The organism is Massilia sp. H6, assembly GCF_024802625.1.
Classification (GTDB): domain Bacteria; phylum Pseudomonadota; class Gammaproteobacteria; order Burkholderiales; family Burkholderiaceae_D; genus Telluria.
On sequence record NZ_CP103371.1, the window covers coordinates 3,517,239 to 3,533,630 of the forward strand.

The window sequence follows — 16,392 nt, forward strand, 5'->3', positions numbered from 1 at the left end:
GATCAAGGCGTTACGAGCAATCGTGACGCCTTTTTTTGTGTTCGCAGCAGTCCGCTCTTTTACCTACTGTGCCGTACTTGTGACGCGCAGCAGCCCATCTACTGCCGCCGCGTGGCGCGCCATGTGTGCCGGCGCCAGGTGCGCGTACCGCCGCACCATCGCGGCCGACTTCCAGCCGCCCATTTCCTGCAGGTCGTACAACGGTGTGCCGTTCTGGATCAGCCAGCTGGCCCAGGTAAGCCGCAGATCGTGCCAACGGAAGTCGGCAATTTCTGCATGCTTGAGGGCATTGCGCCAAGCCTTCGTGTTCACGTAACTGACCGGTTTGCCTTCATACGTGAATACGCGCTCTGGATGCTTCCCACGCTGGCGCTCCAACACTTCCAGTGCCAAATCGCACAACGAGATGTGGATGTCCTCGCCACTTTTTGCGTCGTCAGCCGCGATCCAGGCCGTTCGCCGCTTGAGGTGAACCTGCGCCCAACATAGACCTGTTACGCTGCTCTGCCTTAGACCGGTCGCGCGCGCGGAAACCGTCATCTCACGCTGATGCTCCGGCAACGCCTCCAGTAGCGCCCTCGCCTGCTCGGGCATTATCCAGCGGACGCGGCGCTTCGGCTCTGCGTACATCTTCACTTTCGGCACCTGTGGTGGTCAAGTAATTTCGGACACAACGATAGGTTCTTTCACTGCCATTTTCCGTTCATTGCGTATCAAACTGCGCACCTTTGTAACGCCCGATGTTGAAGCCTTGGCTGGCCATGGCAGCGACCAGCCGACGGCTGCCGTAGCTCTGATGGCTTGCCATGAACGCGGCCTTCAGGTGCACGGTCGCCTTGCAGACAACCGGCTTGGCGGTACGACGCTGCGCCTCGTAAAAACCGGACCGGCTGACGTCCAGGACGCGGCAACTGTGCTGGACGGGGATGGCTTCCTTTTGCAGCTGACGAACGACTTGATACGTCATTTCATTTCGCGGGCAAAGAAGGCCGAGGCCTTTCTCAAGATGGTCACAGCCTGTCTGAGTTGCAGATTTTCCGCCTCCAGTTGCCGGATCCTTTGCTGCTCTGCGGTGAGCGGTTTGCAAATGCCTGGCTGGCCGCTCTGCTCAGCGCCGTATTGAGCCAGCCAGCGCCGGATTGCCGTCTGGCCGATGTTCATGCTCTCGCTGACGTTCTAGATGCTCTGACCTTGCTCTTTGATCATCCGAACCACTTCTAGCTTCAGGCTGGGATCAAAGGTCTTTCGTTTTCTTGCTGTCATTTATTACTCCTCAGAAGATGGATTTCCACCTATTGAGGTGTCCGGGAAAATTAGACCACAGCACTATTTGCTGGGCGGTTTGAGCCCACACAGGCGCTTGCGAAGGGGTGCGTCGTGATGGTCCTCGACCTGGCCAACGCGTTCCGGGAAGCGCGAACATGATGACGACCACCAGAGCGTCTTCGCGCCGCCGGACTGCCGGATAGCCTGAATAGCGTCAGTGGAAACGTGGGCGTTAAGCAATTGCAATTACCTCCATCTTCAACCCCGGTATCCCATCGGGGGTGTAGATTGCCAGCGCGCCGGCTGCGAGCGCCTTTTCATACAAGGTACTTTTCGTGGACAGCGAGAAGTAATAGGTATTCGGCCGCACGGGAATTGCTGGAGGCACCTGCGGCATGTGCGCCAGCGGCACGCCCGGCAAAGCCGATCCGACAATGCTCTCGAGGTCGTCAGGGGCGGCGACCTTGAGCCGAATCGGCACCGTCGCCACCAGCTCAAGCCCTGGCATGTCGGCGGTGACCGCAAGACACAACTGCGTTTGTGGCGTCACCTTCGCCGGGTCGAGCACTGCTTGCGCGTATGCGCGCCGTCCCCGGTCGCCGACAACCGGAATGATGAAATATTTTGTTCCGATGACAGTATCGACCAGGTCGCGCAGCAGCGTATCCAACTCCGCGAACACTTCTCCCAGCATCTCATGTCGGTAAGCTGGCAGGTCGGCTGTCTTGTAGCGCTCGGAGAACGTCATCAGCCCGCCAACGGCGGCCAGCATCTGTCGGAACATCGCTTCCGGATGCAGACCCGGGGACCGGGCACAGTGCATCAGCTGGGCGCTGGCGGTGCTTAGGATGTTGAGCATCCACCAGGAGGAGATGTCGCCCGCACCAACCTCGTACACTTCGCTGCTCGCCTTGCGATGCGTGCGCTGGAGGGTTTCGATTTTCGCGGTCATGACGCTGACCACCCCATCGAGCATGTGCTTGAGCATGGGAGCGCCGCCAATCGTGATGCTGGGTGGAACAAATGACGGGTCGAGCTCGAACCCGCCTTGCGGCGCGCGCCGGATCCGAACCACGGGAACGCTGATGTGCTGGCCGCTCGCCTCGGCCCGTGCGATCAAGCTCGCCTGCTTTTTCAGGAAAGGTACCTCGATGGCCAGTGCCTCGCTGTACAGATCGGCTGTTTCGATGTCGCGGCACACGTAGCGCCCGTTCTCATCGGCGTTGCCGCCATGCGTCTTGACAAGGGCCAGCGCGACGCAAAACGTAAACGTGTCGAGGTTCGCCGGCAGGCGTGAGAGGTCGACCGGCTCAGGCAACAGGTCGGCCGTCGGCGCCTCGTAAATCTCGCCATCCGGGAAGATGACCGACAACGTGTCCGCACCGAGCCAGTTGTTTGCCAGGCCATCCAGGTTCCATTGCACCGCGTGTACGCCCCAGAAATACGGGTTGAGGGCCGAGGCCATCCGCTGGAGCCGCGTCTCATGATAACGATCCTGACACTGGAAGTGCTGCGGCCCCAGCGTCAGGCCCTCCGACCACATGATCTTGGATGCCACGCTCATGAGTTCCTCCAATAAAGTCTTTCTACAGACAGGCTCTTGAAAGCATGGCTTCATGGTGCTGTTCAGTGGTTGATCTTGCTCATTCTCTTCGGCAATTATTTCAACCAAGCTACTCCATTGTGAAGGCGCAACATTCTCATCCTGCAAGGCTTAATAATGTGTGCGGTGATCACGTCCGGTCTCGTCGAGGAGAACACCATGCAAGGATTTACCCGCGGCTTGTTTGAGCGCCTCGACACTGATGGCAAACCTGCGGAGGGCAACAAGCGTGCCGCGCGTACACGGGCGGTGGAAGAAGCCATGCGCAGCATCACGAGCGACCTGCAGGCGCTGCTCAATACGCGTTCGGCCCTGTCTGCGGCCTCTCTCAAGCCCTACAAGGAAGTATCGCGGTCCATCGTGAACTACGGCCTGATCGACTTCGCCGGCATGTGCATGAGTAGCGACACCGACCAACAGGAAATCTGCAAGGCCGTCCGCCTGGCGATCGAACGCCACGAACCGCGCCTGTACAAGGTCGAAGTGACGCTGCAGCCACGGAAAGGGGCGATCAACCGCGTCGACTTCATCATCACGGCCCGCCTCAAGAGCGCGCCGCAGGCCGAACCGATGTTCTTCAACGCCGTGTTCCGGCCTTCCCTCCAGCAGTACTCGATCGAAGGCACAGACTAGCAAGCGAAAGACGGCGATCCCATGGATGAACTGTTCACGAAGTACGAGCGCGAGCTCGTGACCCTCAGGTCTTTGTGCCGGGAATACGCGCAGCGTTATCCGAAGGTCGCGGCACAACTGCAGCTTGGCGGCGAAACGTGCGACGATCCGCACGTGGCACGGCTGATCCAGGGCGTGGCCTTGCTCAGTGCGCGCGTCGCGAAGCGCCTGGACGATTCGTACCCGCAGTTCACCGAGGCGCTGCTCAACCTCCTGTTTCCCCACTACCTGCGGCCGTTCCCGTCGTGCGCGATCGCGAGCGTGCTCGGTGCGCCGGATGGAGGTGAAAAACCCGAGGCGATGCCCGAGATGCCCCGCGGCACCCTCCTCGAATCCGCGCAGCTGGCCGGCGTTTCGTGCACGTTCAGGACTGTGTACGACGTCAAGCCGTCGCCTGTCGTGCTGCTTGACGCGAGCTTCGACACCGCCCTCTGCGCACCGGTCGCGACGCGCCTGCCAGAAGGCGTCACCGCCACCCTGAGTCTGAAGTTCGCGTCGGCGCGGGACGGGGAGCCGCTCTGCGCGGCGAGCGCTAGCGCCATGCGCCTGTACGCCGACGGCGATGCCTCGTTCTGCGCCGCGCTGCGCGACGCGCTGTTCATGCACACCCGCGCCGCTTACGTGCAACTGGACGAGAAGGGGCCGTGGGAGCGATTGCCGATTGTCCCGGTCACGCCGGCCGGTTTCGCCGATGACGATGCGCTCATTCCCTTCGAAGCACGCGCCCACACGGCCTACCGCCTGCTCGCCGAGTATTTCGCCTTCCCCGAGAAATTCAACTTCTTCGACATCGACGTCCCCGCGCTGCTGGGCCACATCCCTGCCGGGCGCACGCACTTCACGCTGCGCCTGGCGATCGCCGACATCCGTCCCGAAGGCGACAAGGCGCGGATGCTGGCAAGCCTGTCGAAACAACATCTCCTGTCCGGCTGCACGCCGGTGGTCAACCTGTTCAGTCAACCGGGTGTTCCGGTCGCCTATGACCAGCTATCGGCCGACTACCCCGTGCTCGCGCATGGCAGCCATCCGCACGCCTACGAGGTGTACTCGGTCGACCGCGTACGCATGCTGCGCCAGAACGGGGCCGGCAGGGCCGTCACGGAGTTCCGTCCCTTCTATTCGCTGCGGCATGGCGAGGAAAGCTCCATGAGCAAGGGACACTACTGGATGATGCGCCATGACGAGACACTTGCCATCTGCAGTCCGGGCCATGAGAAATCGATCACCCTGGTCAACGCCGACTGCGAGCCGCTGGCGATCGAACGACACTTCCTTTCCATCGACCTGACCTGCACCAACCGCGACCTGCCATGCTCGCTCAAGATCGGCGTGGCTGGCGGCGACCTGTTCGTTCCCGGAACGGAGCAAAGCAGCGTGATCCGCCTGCTGCGCAGGCCGACCCGCCCGGTCCGGCTTACAAACGCATCCGGCATGCAGTGGCGCCTGATCTCGCACCTGGCGCTCAACCACCATTTGCTGCTGCTGGAAGGCGCGGAAGGCTTGCGGGAAATGCTGGCACTGTACGACTTCGCGCCGTCGCCCGTCTCGCGCCGGCAGATCGCCGGCATCGTCACCCTCGAGCAGAGCGAGACCACCGCCTGGATGCGGCACAAGCGCGGTTCCTCCCTGATACACGGCACCGAGATCCGCCTCACGTTCGACGAAGAAGCCTACGCCGGCGCCGGCCTGCAGCTGTTCGTGCAGGTGCTCGACCAGTTCTTCGCGCTGTATGTCCAACTGAACAGCTTTGTCGAACTCGTCATCCTGTCCCGGCAAAGCGGAAAGGAACTGTTCCGATGCAAACCCCGAAGCGGACGCATGGCGCTAGTGTGATCGGCCAGCTGCTTGACGAGCCGTACCGGTTCGAATTCACACAGTTGCTCAACCTGCTGCTGCGCGAACTGCGGCGCCAGGGCATTCCCTATGAGCGTGCCATGCGCGAGGTGCTGAGGTTCCAGAACAACCTGTCCCTCTCGTTCCCGGCCAGCGAAGTGCACTCGCTCGAGATCGAGCCGGACGTGCCGGACCCACTTGCCTCCCTGCGCAAGGGAGAACTGAAACGCATCCGGATCACGCCGGCATTCATCGGGCTGCTGGGGGCCGGTGGCACCCTGCCCCTGCACGACACCGAGCGCATCGCCGCCCGCAAGGGGCATGACGGCGATGCCAGCCAGCGCGAGCTTCTGGACGTGCTGTCGAACCGCCTGGTCGGGCTGTTCTATGAAGCCTCGGTCAAGTACCGGGTCGAGCATGGCCTCGACGTCCAGGGCCAGGACCGCCTGCTTCCGATGCTGACCGCCATGGCGGGCACGAGATCGGCATCCGCGAGCCAGGTAAAGCAGGAGACGGTGGCCTATTTTGCAGGTCTGCTCAGAACCCGGCCGGTAGCGGCCAGCACGGTCGAACAGGTGTTGAGCGCATACTTTGGAATACCCATCCAGCTGGAGCAGTTGGTCGGCTGCTGGGCGCCGATCCCCGCGAACCGGCGCAGCACGCTCGGCGTCACGGCGCCGACGCTGGGCAGCAGTGCGGCGCTCGGCGTGCGCCAGTGGCGCCACGACCTGCGCGCCAGGCTGCACATCGGCCCGCTCGTTGAAGCGCAGGCAGCAGGCTTTCTTCCCGGCGGGGCGGCGCTGCGCGCCCTGGCGGAGATGGTCAGCCTGTTTGCGACGCCAGCGGTGCGTTACGAACTACGGCTGCTGCTGGCGCCTCCCTCTATCCACCGCCTCACCTTGAGTACGAGGGCGACGCCACGCCGGCTTGGCTGGAGCACCTTCCTGACCGGAACCGAGGGCGTCGCCCGCCGTCCCGAAATCCGGTCGATGCTGCGCCTGCCGGCACGCTCGCCCACCCCCGCGCAGGGGGCGCGAACGCATCAAGCGGCAGTGAGGGCACCCGCGCCGGCCCGGTAGGATCTTGGCGTGGGCATCTCGCCCTGCAACTGCTCCGCATGCACCAGCACCGGCGCGACAAAGATGAGCTTGCGCTGCTGCTTGCCGGCGCCGAAGGGCTGCATCCGGAAGTGCCCGCGGCGCCAGAGCGGCGGCACGCTGCCCCCCAAGCGCACAAGCCGGAGCGCTGGACGGCAGGAACTCGGGACCGACGGTGATTCCATCGTACAGGGACGCAGCCCTCTGCAAGAGTTTGGCGCGCTTGCGCTCACCCAGGCCGGCGGCCCAGCGCAGCGCCGCGTCGTGGTCCCGGCTCCGTCACGCGCGCCTGTTTCAAAGCCATGTAGAGGAACACCCTCACCACGTAGCTGACGGCGGCGTGCATCGGACGATGGAATTCCTCCTCCGGCTGTCCTTTGACAGCGCCAAGCACCCTGGTCAGCCATTCGCCTATCGTGCCGCTCCCCCTGTCGGTATCGCCGAGCAGCGATACATGGCCCATGTTGAGATCCTGGCGCTTGGTGGCGAAGATGAGTTCCAGCGTCCAGCGCGGCTCCCCGGGGGCGCACGGCTCTGGAGGTGGAGTCAGGAAGCAGAATACCCCGTCGAATGCATGGTCGGCAGCCTGCGCGGCCGGCACCTTCAGGTAGCGCATCGCCGTTTCTCCAAAGCGCAGATACTGCGCTCGGTAGGGCGGCGCCACCATGCTCATCGGCAGGCTGAGATCCACATCCGAGTTCGTCAGCAGCGTTTCCAGTGCCGGCGTGGCCTCGATCACCATCCCCTTTTGAAAATGGTATTTCAGGTTCACGCTGATCGCGACCGCGAGCCTTTGCAGCTCCTCGGCGAACATCCCGGCCATCGCGCCGGATAGCGGGCGTTCGGGACGCGCGTGTTCGAACTGCCGGAGAATGTCCGTCCTGATCTGCCTGCACAGCGTGCCCGGATCTTGCCAGCGGCGCCAGACCTCAAGGGTTTCGAGTGCCCGCGTCCAGGCCTCGATTGCGCCTTGATGTCGAAACTGAACCGGGTAAGGCCGTCCGAACAGATATGTCACCTGACTGCAGTTGATCGCCGGACCGAGGTCGATCGGTTCGTCATCCGGCCGCACCTGCTTTCCACGCGCGGCGGTGGCATCGCTTCGGGCCAATCCTCGTCCCTGTCGTCTCAGTTTTTTCAGCATGTCGGGTCCGCCTGGGAATTCGAAGTAGACACCCAGGAAACTGTAGACATGGCTCAGGGAAAGACATTGATGCCGATCAATTTCAGCACAGCGAGCTCAAGCTAATTTAAGCGTTGGATTTTTTCATTTCGAGCAAGCATCGGAGGCAATCAGTGGGCGACATCCAGGCAATCGCGGCCGGCGCCGCGCGGTCGGCGTTCAGCGGACAGTCGCAGCACAAGCGGCTCATGCGCCTGGATTTTCCGTTCGATGATGGCCCGCCGGCGATCCTGCTTCCCAACAAGCTGGTCGCCCATGAGGAAGTCTCGCGCGGCTACCGTTACGTGATCGAGCTGCTGTCGGACGATGCGCAAGTCCCGTTGAAGATCATCATGGGAAAAATGGTGACGATTTCCCTGGTGCGCCAGGACGGCTCGCTGCGCTACTTCAACGGCTATGTCACCGAGTTTCGTTTTCTCCGCAGCGACGGCGGCTTCGCCTTCTTCGAGATGGTGCTGGAACCCTGGCTCGCCTTCGCGCGGCTGCGCAAGAACAGCGTGTCCTTCCACCACAAAAGCGTGCGCGAGATCACAGAGGACACCCTGAAGCACTACCCCCAGGCCAACTGGACCATGCTCATGGTCGAGGAAGACGCGCGCCTGACGGTGGCCAACCAGTACAACGAAACCGACTACAACCACCTGTACCGCCGCTGGGAAGCGCTCGGCCTGTTCTACTATTACGAGCACCGTTTCGACGGCCACAAGCTCGTACTGTCCGATATGAGCTTGCTGGCCGAGCCGATCGACGCCACCCGCCATGACGACGAGGACGTCATCCCCTTTCGCGACAAGGGCGGCTCGCTCGAGGACGATGGCATCCGCGAATGGGTGGCCATCCGGCGTCTCGGTTCGGGCCAGACCACCCTGGTCAGCACCAACTACAAGAACCCTGGCGCGCAGCACGCCGGCTTCGATTCGGCTAACCGCCAAGGCGACATATTCCCCTACGAGGTCTACGAGGACACTGGCGCATATGGCTTTCGCATGCGCAGCGACGGAGAACAACTGGCGGCGCGGCGCATGGTCGAGCGGGACAAGGATACGCAGACCTTCGAGGCCGTGGGCAACGACAGGAGTGTGCTGCCCGGCCGCGTCTTCAAGCTCGGCGGCCATGTCAGCGGCGAGCCGCGCTCGCTCGAGTACGATCCCGAACCGCGCGCCTGTATCGACGACCGCGACTACCTGATCCTGTCCGTCGACCACGAGGCCAGCAACAACTACCAGGCCGGCCCGGGCGCGCCTTCGCACTACGAAAACCGTTTTACCTGCGTGCGCAAGGACATCCGCTGGCGCCCTGGCCTTGGGTTCAACAGCGAACCCGGCATCTACACGGGCCTGCACACGGCCACCGTGGTCGGCCCGGCTGGCGCCGAGATCCACACGGACGGCTACGGGCGCGTCAAGCTGCAGTTCCACTGGGACCGGCTCGGCAAGTACGACGAGAACAGCTCGCCGTGGATTCGCGTGATGACGCCGGCCGCCGGCCACGAGTTCGGGCAGATCCGCCTGCCGCGCGTTGGCGAGGAAGTGGCCGTGGTCTACCCCAACGGGAACATCGACCACCCGCTTATCCTCGGCGCTGTCTACAACGGCAACCACATGCCGCCTTGGTCGCTGCCGAAACAGCAGTCGCTCGCCGGCCTGCGCAGCCGCGAGCTCGGCGGCGGCAAGCGCGGCAACCACCTGATCCTGGACGACACCAAGGAACAGATCCAGGCACAGCTGAAAAGCGATCATCTTGCGAGCCAGCTCAGCCTCGGGCACATCACGCGCATCGAGGACACGAGCGGGCGCAAGGACGCGCGCGGCGAAGGCTGGGAACTGCGCACCGACGGGCACGGCGTGGCGCGCGCCGCCAGGGGGCTCCTGATCACGACCGAGGCGCGCCAGGCGGCGCGCGGGCCGATCAAGGACATGGGCGAGACGACGCATCGGCTCACCCTCGCCGCCGAACAGCATCAACTGCTGGCGGAGATCGCGCACAAGAACGGCGCGCAGGAGCCGGCCGACAACCAGGATGCCGTCGCCTCGCTCCTGCAGGCGCAGAACGACGCGGTCCAGGGGACGGCGTCCACGGCGGGAGGGTTTCCCGAGCTGGTCAAACCGCACCTGGTGCTGGCCAGCCCCGCCGGCATCGCGACGACGACCGCTGGCGACACCCATATCGCCAGCGACCGCCACACGGCTCTCACGACCGGCAAAAGCCTGTCCCTGGTCGCCGGCAAGCACTTCTTTGCCAGCATCCGCCAGTCGTTCCGGCTATTCGTCCAGAAGGCCGGCATGAAGATGGTGGCTGCCGCCGGTGACATCGACATCCAGGCGCTGACCGACAACATCAAGCTGCTAGCGAAGCTGGACATCACGCAAACGGCCAACCGGATCACGATCAGCGCCAAGGAAGAAGTCGTCATCAACGGTGGCGGCAGCTACGCGAAGTTTGCCGCCGGTGGCATCGAACAAGGCACCAATGGCAACTTCGTCGCCCATGCCGCCTCGCATAGCTTTCTTGGTGCAAAGAGCATGAACGTTGCTGCTGCAATGGCCGCAGCGAGATTCGGGTCGTCGACCGCTAGCGAACAGACGCTCAGTGACCTCACCGACAGCTTGACTTGGGTCGAGTTCAAGCTTGTCAACGAGAGTGGCCCAATCCCAAACGAGTCCTACGTCCTTACTGACCCCGGCGGTACTCAGCACACTGGAAATGTCGATGATCAAGGACGTGCCCGTATCGATCAGATTCCCGCCGGGCAATGCAAAATCGAATTCCCCAATCTTGGGTATTCGTACGAAGCTTCAACGAACTGAAACACGCCCTTTTACTTTCGAGGACGCTGATCGTGCCCATAATAAACGCAACCACGAAGAGCACTAAAGATGGTCTGGGCATCGCAACCAAACAAACTACGACGATACAGGTGCAGTCGCCCACAATCGAGATTCTGATCGGCGGCCCTTACCAATCGAATGGCAAAGAACACCCATACGGGCATGTCGCACTCAGGGTAGTCACTCCTACCGATGAGCATGTGTATGATTTTGGAAGATATAACGGCGAGACCGGTCCTTATGGCCAAGGCAGACTTCGGGTCTGGACGACCTTAAAAAAATATATTGCGGGTGAAAATGCGACTGGCCGCATGACCACTAGCTTCGCTTATCATGTTCCCGCCGCTTCAGCAGCCAATGTGAACGCGCATTTCAAATCTCTCATCGGCAATCGTCCGGTCTTGAAAGCGTATGGGGACTACATGAAGGAATATCGTCTAGCCGAGGATTACCATGCGCTGAACAATAATTGTGCAACTACCGCGATGGCAGGCGCGCGTGTAGCGATCCGCGATCTTGATTTTGACGTGCCAAAATTTAACAAAGGCGAAGGCATGAGCGGCGCGGAGCAGTTCGCTGCGAAGGTAGCCGGATGGCCATCCCGTATCTTCATGCCGGCGGATCTGAAAAAAATGCTAGAGAGCAACCCTCACCGCCGACCCAATAAGGTGGAAAAATTCGGTGGCGCAAAATGAACAAGAAAATTCTTCTAACTAGTGGAATAACCCTGCTCGTCATCGCGGGAATTTCAACGCTTTTTCTTTGGAACAAAACCATGAATAACAAACCTATGTACCGCCTCGCAGAACCAATGCTCATCGCCACTAGCAAAGGGGAACCGTATTACATGATTCCGGCGAATACAGTTCTTCATTTCAAAGAAGGGTTCGCAGAGGGGCATCAACTCTACACGATTGAAGTGTTTTACAAGGGGCAGCTCCCCGCCGAGCAAATGTCTTCATCTGCTTCAACCGAGTCGACTTGGCTCTATCAGCTTGATGCGGACGATGTAACGAAGGTTTTAAACCAATACCCTTTATCGAAGGACGATCTTGTACAAATACTAAAAGCCAGGAAAATGACGCGCGACGATCTCGCACAAATCGTCCGCGAGTGGAAAGACTAACGAACGCGAATCGGGTAAATGTCAAGACCCGCTTGGTTATAGACGCGTTTAACGAATAATTCCGGCTTTTTATCGTGCCATTTTTTCAGAGCCTGGATCGGCGTTTGGTGTTCGATGGCGCGCTGTGGGATGCTGTTGTTGTAGATTTTGAGGTAGTTGCGCAGCGTCGATTCAAGCTCGGCAGCAGAGCAAGAACGCGTCTGTCCAACGATCTCGCTGATGCGGCCATTGAAGCGCTCCACAATGCCGTTGGTTTGTGGATGGCGCGGTGGAATCAGCCGGTGTTCGATCGCCAGGGTTTTGCAGAGAACGTCGAAGGCGTGCTTGCCGGACGGGATGCGGTCGCCAGTGATGGGGTCTTTTTTCTTGCTGGTAAAGCGGTCGGTAAACTGACTGCCGTTGTCGGTCAATAGTTTGACGATCTTGATCGGGCAGGCGTTTTTCACCTTGAGCAAGAAGTCGGTGCTGCTGCTGTCAGACTGGTCGGCATAGATGTCCATGAAGACCCACCGGGTTGCGCGATCGATCGCGACGAACAAGTAGCGCCGAGATGTCTCGTCCGGCATCTGCGGCAAGTATTTGATATCGATGTGGAGATAGCCGGTTCGTAATCCTTGAATGTTTTCTTGATCGCTGGCTGCTCGACCTCCAAGGCTGGAACCAGATCGCGCAAGTCCGAGACGCCGTGACGGCGCAGGCAACGGCCCAGACCGGCACGAGAGACGGCCGGGTTGATGAATTCGCGAGTTACCGTGAGCAGATCGTCGGTGGCCAGCAGAAGCGTTTTACGCAGCTCAACAACGATGAGTTCCTGCTCCGGTGTCAGCGTGGTGTTCATCGTCTTGGGGCAGTGCGAACCATCAAGCGGCGTTGCGCGATCTTGCCACTTCCGGATCGTCTGCCGCGTGACGTTGTAGATCCTTGCTAGCTCTGCCTGGGGCAGCTTGGAGTTCTTGATTTCTTCACGAATCAGGTGAGTCGTTCGCGCTTGGCTGTGCAGGGCTTGGGTCATGAGTTCAGCAATGGCTTGTCGGTGGTTAGCAGTGTACGCAAAACGCGTCTGGCCTTGAAGAGTGGCCAGCTACGGATGGGTACATGATCCCACGAGTCGAAACACTTACGCTGCAGCCCCCAGCGGCGCCGGGCGACGAAACGGTTCCTGCCGCCCGCTCCGCCAGACTGATTGCCGGGAAATTATTCGTGCATGGCGAGACCAGGGGTAAGAGCTACGAACACCAGAACAGTTATGCCGACCGCGACGTATTGGCGTCCCTGTTGTACTCGATTGTTCAAATCGCCAAGACAGCGAAATGGGAGTGATCGTGAAAACAATGACTTACATAATAAACGGCTCTATCCTGGCTGTCTCGCTCACCGTTTTGGTTTCGTTATCTGGAAATTCCCGCAGTTATACTTACAAGGAGACTGCCGTGCCCGAACCAATCAAGCTCGGCCCACGCCTACGGGCATTGTTCGAGAAAACTAAGATCCTCTGTTTTGGCCGCTATGCGATCGAAGTGCCTCAGGAAGCGCAGCTTATTTCCGGCAATGCCGTTCTCGCTTCTAACGTCGAGATCGTTGCTGGCGGGCTGGAAAAAGCAAAGGGCCGCGCCAACGAGGAATTCAGGAAAGCGAAGTGGGAAAATGACAGTGCCGAGATTACCTACAACGGACCGGGACCAATAGAGGATAGCTGGCAAGTGCGCTACTTTAGCAGCAAGTTTGGAAAGGAAGATAATTTACTTCTTTTCGGCACGTATGTCAGTAAAGGAGAAATCACGTTTGTCTTGGGTGATGCTATCAATACAGGTGAAACCGAAAACATGGTGATCGCTCGACAGTTGGCGCAAGCCAAGAGCTTGCGGCTGCGCGCCTCTGATGAGATGCCGGCCGAGCCGGGTTTCTGCATCGAACACGGCTTCATCGCCAACGATCGATATGTGGCTCAGGAAACGATCAGTGCAGGGATTTACTTGCCCAGCCTCCCGGATGTTACCTTTTCCATCAGCTCGAACAAGGACGCCTACGCCGATTACAACAAGGCCAGATTCGAGGAAATGAAGCGTGACGAGCTGCCCCTGCTTGCCCGCATCAAAGCCGCGCAAATAACCCAGGGGGTGTTGTATCCCAAACGAGACGTTCTGCGCGAAGGCAAACGGGACGTACAACATTGGCAGGGCGAAGAATCGCTCATTCGCAGGCCCGACGGCACTCACGATTTCGAATGGGCCTTTGTCGGTACGCCGACAGACGTGGCCAATCCATCCGAGTTTCACGCTGCAATGTTCACCAAGGTCAAAAACAATTTGGTCGGGGCCGCTGAAAAGGCATCGGTCAGCGACGACGAGGCCGTTGCACTTTGGGACGAACTCCTCTCTAGCCTGAAGTTTAGGGTCAAAGTGCCTGGCGCACCCGAGGGTTCCTACCTTTACCCAAAAAGCAAACCGGATACGTCTGCCGCCAAGTGACAATGCGGCGAAACTGTAATTAGGAGCGATGATGAAACATCAGGGCCGAGGCGTGATTCGCCTGGACGACAAGACCGATCATGGCGGCCAGGTCATCAGCGCCTCGTCAGAGACGATTGCTATAGGCAAAGCAGCAGCAATCCAGAACGACATGACCTTTTGTCCGAAGTGTAAAGGAAAATTTGCGATCAAGCCTGATGGCGCGGGCGCGAAGCACAAAGGCAAACCGTACGCCTACGATGGCGACGTCACCGAATGTGGCGCCCGCTTGATCAGCTCTCTTTGACTGATTTCGGGAAGCTCTGACTGAAAATCCTTATTGCCGGCCATCTTTGACAGCGGATTAGAAGCTCATCGTTGTCGAACTGCGTAAAACGCTCTTGCTGCCGACTGACGGTCTGCTGGCAGTCACACGTGAGTTCATCAACCCGGCCGTCTCGCGTGCCGGCCTGGGGCGTTGTCTGCGTCGTCATGGCGTCTCGGACCTGCGCGATCTGGTTCCGGTATTGGAGGGCGATAAGCCGGCGACCAAGAAGACGTTCAAGGATTACGAACCGGGCTATCTCCATATAGACATTAAGTATTTGCCGCAGATGCCAGACGAGAAGGCACGCCGCTATTTGTTCGTCGCCATCGATCGCGCCACCCGTTTGGGTCTTCATGGAAATCTATGCAGACCAGTCCGACAGCAGCAGCACCGACTTCCTGGTCAAGGTAAGAAACGCCTGTCCGGTCCGCATTATGAAGCTGCTCACCGACAACGGTAGCCAATTCACTGACCGCTTTACCGGCAGAAAGAAAGACCCCATCAGCGCCGACCGTATCGCCTCAGGCAAGCATGCGTTTGACGTTCTGTGCAAAGATCTGGCAATCGAACATCGGCTCATTCCGCCACGTCATCCCCAAATGAACGGGATGGTCGAGCGCTTCGATAGCCGCATCAGTGAGATCGTTGGCCAGACCCGTTTCGGCTCTGCTGGCGAGCTCGAATCGACGCTGCGCAACTACCTCAAGATCTACAACAACAGCATCCCGCAACGCGCGCTCGATCATCAAACGCCAATCCAGACACTCAAAAAGTGGCACGATGAAAAGCCTGAAATATTCGTTAAACGCGTCTATGACCAAGCGGGTCTTGACAAATAGGCGCACATGTGTCTCGGCAAGTCCATGATTACTTCCCCCCACAGAAAATATCAATCTCGACTAAAAAAGTATCTCGGTTGCGTCTGACCATGAAGAAATTAGTGTCCTCGTTGACGAAGGGGTAATTGAGGAAGGAGAAGTTGCTGGAAGCACTTACCTGCCCGCCTCCCCGATCATCGGCACGGCGCGCTCGCTCTGTAAAAACCGGATTGTGCCAGCAGCGCCCCGCAGCGCCTGCTGTAGTCAACTCCGGCGAACGCCTCAATCTTGCCAGACCCGGATATTGCAGACACCCGCCATGGGCCACAACGAGATGCCCAAGCCGTGACAGGCCAGGCCGCCATCGCGGCCAAGCAGCTTTGCATCGCGGATCTGCCGGCAAAGCGTACGTGCCCGCTCCGCGGCGCGCGGAACGCGTAGCGAACGCGTTCGGCTGGCATATGTCATTACAATTATGACAATTACACCCACCGGACACACCGTGAAATACATTCAGAACGTATTCCTTGTCGGCTATATGCTGATCGTAGGTCTCTTCTTCATTTGCGGTATTGGCCTGATTGGCCTGGCCGGCATCGAGACCTGGTCCGCACTGAATCCGGGTACCGAATTCGCAGTCCGCGACCGGTTCGAGCTCATCCTTGAATGTATCGGCCTGCTGACCATCGCGGTGGCCTCGCTGGAGCTGGGCCAGACGGTACTGGAAGAAGAAGTCCAGCGCTCGGTGAACATCAGCTCGCCGACCCGGGTGCGCCGCTTCCTGTCGCGCTTCCTGATCGTGGTGGTGGTGTCGCTCTCGATCGAATGCCTGATCGGCGTATTCCAGTTCATGCATAGCAAGCCGGAATATTTGCCACATTCGGCAGCGGTCGGCCTGGCTGCGGCCGCGATCCTGGCAACCTGGGGCCTGTTCATCCGCAATAACGTCGAAGCAGAAAAGCTCGAGCCGCACTCGATGCACGAAGTCCAGGCCGAAGACGAGGAACTCGAAGCTTGACCCGAACCGCCGACGCAAATCACGCGTATTTTCACAAGAATGATACGAAGCGCTTGGATATTCGTGCAAACGCCGCTATAATCTTGGCTTCCTTGGGTCGTTAGCTCAGCTGGTAGAGCAGCGGACTTTTAATCCGTTGGTCGCAGGTTCGAATCCCGCACGGCCTACCAAGA

The 16,392-nt window shown here is 59.8% G+C and carries 15 protein-coding genes, 1 tRNA gene and 2 pseudogenes; 12 read left to right on the forward strand and 6 right to left on the reverse strand.

Annotated features, from left to right (window positions below):
* Positions 1–63 precede the first annotated feature (63 nt).
* From NRS07_RS15830 to tssK, 4 genes are all read right to left on the reverse strand, one after another.
* Positions 64–630, reverse strand: coding sequence for a site-specific integrase (locus tag NRS07_RS15830; protein ID WP_259213290.1), 567 nt, complete (start codon positions 628–630; stop codon positions 64–66).
* A 73-nt stretch (positions 631–703) separates the two neighbouring features.
* Positions 704–967, reverse strand: a complete 264-nt coding sequence (locus tag NRS07_RS15835; protein ID WP_259208619.1) for a hypothetical protein — start codon at positions 965–967, stop codon at positions 704–706.
* Positions 964–1,161 (reverse strand): hypothetical protein, encoded by a 198-nt coding sequence (locus NRS07_RS15840; protein ID WP_259213465.1) that lies wholly within the window; start codon positions 1,159–1,161, stop codon positions 964–966. Before NRS07_RS15840 ends, NRS07_RS15835 begins: the two co-directional genes overlap by 4 nt.
* A 337-nt stretch (positions 1,162–1,498) precedes the next feature.
* Positions 1,499–2,830 (reverse strand): type VI secretion system baseplate subunit TssK, encoded by a 1,332-nt coding sequence (tssK, locus tag NRS07_RS15845; protein WP_259208620.1) that lies wholly within the window; start codon positions 2,828–2,830, stop codon positions 1,499–1,501.
* A 198-nt stretch (positions 2,831–3,028) separates the two neighbouring features.
* Here tssK and tssE point away from each other — a divergent pair, with 198 nt between their 5' ends.
* The 3 genes from tssE to tssG are packed head-to-tail and all read left to right on the forward strand — an operon-like array spanning position 3,029 to position 6,453.
* The gene (gene tssE / locus NRS07_RS15850; RefSeq protein ID WP_259208623.1) at positions 3,029–3,502 is read left to right on the forward strand and encodes a type VI secretion system baseplate subunit TssE; all 474 of its coding nucleotides are present in this window, start codon (positions 3,029–3,031) and stop codon (positions 3,500–3,502) included.
* Between the two features lie 21 nt (positions 3,503–3,523).
* Positions 3,524–5,374, forward strand: coding sequence for a type VI secretion system baseplate subunit TssF (gene tssF / locus NRS07_RS15855; RefSeq protein ID WP_259208625.1), 1,851 nt, complete (start codon positions 3,524–3,526; stop codon positions 5,372–5,374).
* Entirely contained in the window at positions 5,338–6,453 is a 1,116-nt protein-coding gene (gene tssG, locus NRS07_RS15860; RefSeq protein ID WP_259208626.1) for a type VI secretion system baseplate subunit TssG, read from the forward strand. Before tssF ends, tssG begins: the two co-directional genes overlap by 37 nt.
* 247 nt (positions 6,454–6,700) lie before the next feature.
* On the opposite strand, the gene NRS07_RS15865 is transcribed toward tssG, so the two are convergent.
* Positions 6,701–7,615 (reverse strand): hypothetical protein, encoded by a 915-nt coding sequence (locus NRS07_RS15865; protein WP_259208628.1) that lies wholly within the window; start codon positions 7,613–7,615, stop codon positions 6,701–6,703.
* A gap of 152 nt (positions 7,616–7,767) precedes the next feature.
* Between NRS07_RS15865 and NRS07_RS15870 the strand changes: the two genes are divergently transcribed.
* The 3 genes from NRS07_RS15870 to NRS07_RS15880 are packed head-to-tail and all read left to right on the forward strand — an operon-like array spanning position 7,768 to position 11,608.
* Positions 7,768–10,461, forward strand: a complete 2,694-nt coding sequence (locus NRS07_RS15870) for a type VI secretion system Vgr family protein (RefSeq protein ID WP_259208630.1) — start codon at positions 7,768–7,770, stop codon at positions 10,459–10,461.
* Between the two features lie 32 nt (positions 10,462–10,493).
* Entirely contained in the window at positions 10,494–11,177 is a 684-nt protein-coding gene (locus NRS07_RS15875) for a hypothetical protein (protein ID WP_259208632.1), read from the forward strand.
* Positions 11,174–11,608 carry a hypothetical protein gene (locus NRS07_RS15880; protein ID WP_259208635.1) on the forward strand — a complete coding sequence of 145 codons (435 nt, stop codon included), beginning with the start codon at positions 11,174–11,176 and terminating at the stop codon, positions 11,606–11,608. Before NRS07_RS15875 ends, NRS07_RS15880 begins: the two co-directional genes overlap by 4 nt.
* On the opposite strand, the pseudogene NRS07_RS15885 reads toward NRS07_RS15880, so the two are convergent.
* A pseudogene (locus tag NRS07_RS15885) lies at positions 11,605–12,620 on the reverse strand (IS481 family transposase). The gene NRS07_RS15880 and the pseudogene NRS07_RS15885 sit on opposite strands and share 4 nt — an antisense overlap.
* Before the next feature lie 83 nt (positions 12,621–12,703).
* On the opposite strand from NRS07_RS15885, the gene NRS07_RS15890 reads away from it, so the two are divergent.
* The 6 genes and pseudogenes from NRS07_RS15890 to NRS07_RS15915 all read left to right on the forward strand — a co-directional run bounded on the left by NRS07_RS15890 (position 12,704) and on the right by NRS07_RS15915 (position 16,389).
* Positions 12,704–12,928 (forward strand): hypothetical protein, encoded by a 225-nt coding sequence (locus NRS07_RS15890; RefSeq protein ID WP_259208637.1) that lies wholly within the window; start codon positions 12,704–12,706, stop codon positions 12,926–12,928.
* A gap of 11 nt (positions 12,929–12,939) precedes the next feature.
* Complete coding sequence (locus NRS07_RS15895; RefSeq protein ID WP_259213294.1) at positions 12,940–14,076, forward strand: T6SS immunity protein Tli4 family protein; 1,137 nt, start codon at positions 12,940–12,942, stop codon at positions 14,074–14,076.
* A 31-nt stretch (positions 14,077–14,107) separates the two neighbouring features.
* Complete coding sequence (locus NRS07_RS15900) at positions 14,108–14,362, forward strand: PAAR domain-containing protein (RefSeq protein ID WP_259213295.1); 255 nt, start codon at positions 14,108–14,110, stop codon at positions 14,360–14,362.
* A gap of 61 nt (positions 14,363–14,423) precedes the next feature.
* Positions 14,424–15,222: pseudogene (locus NRS07_RS15905) on the forward strand (DDE-type integrase/transposase/recombinase); the annotation flags it as partial.
* A gap of 481 nt (positions 15,223–15,703) precedes the next feature.
* A complete protein-coding gene (locus NRS07_RS15910) occupies positions 15,704–16,219 on the forward strand; it encodes a hypothetical protein (RefSeq protein WP_259208639.1) in 516 nt (171 codons plus the stop codon).
* Between the two features lie 94 nt (positions 16,220–16,313).
* Positions 16,314–16,389 (forward strand) — tRNA-Lys (locus NRS07_RS15915).
* Positions 16,390–16,392: the final 3 nt, after the last annotated feature.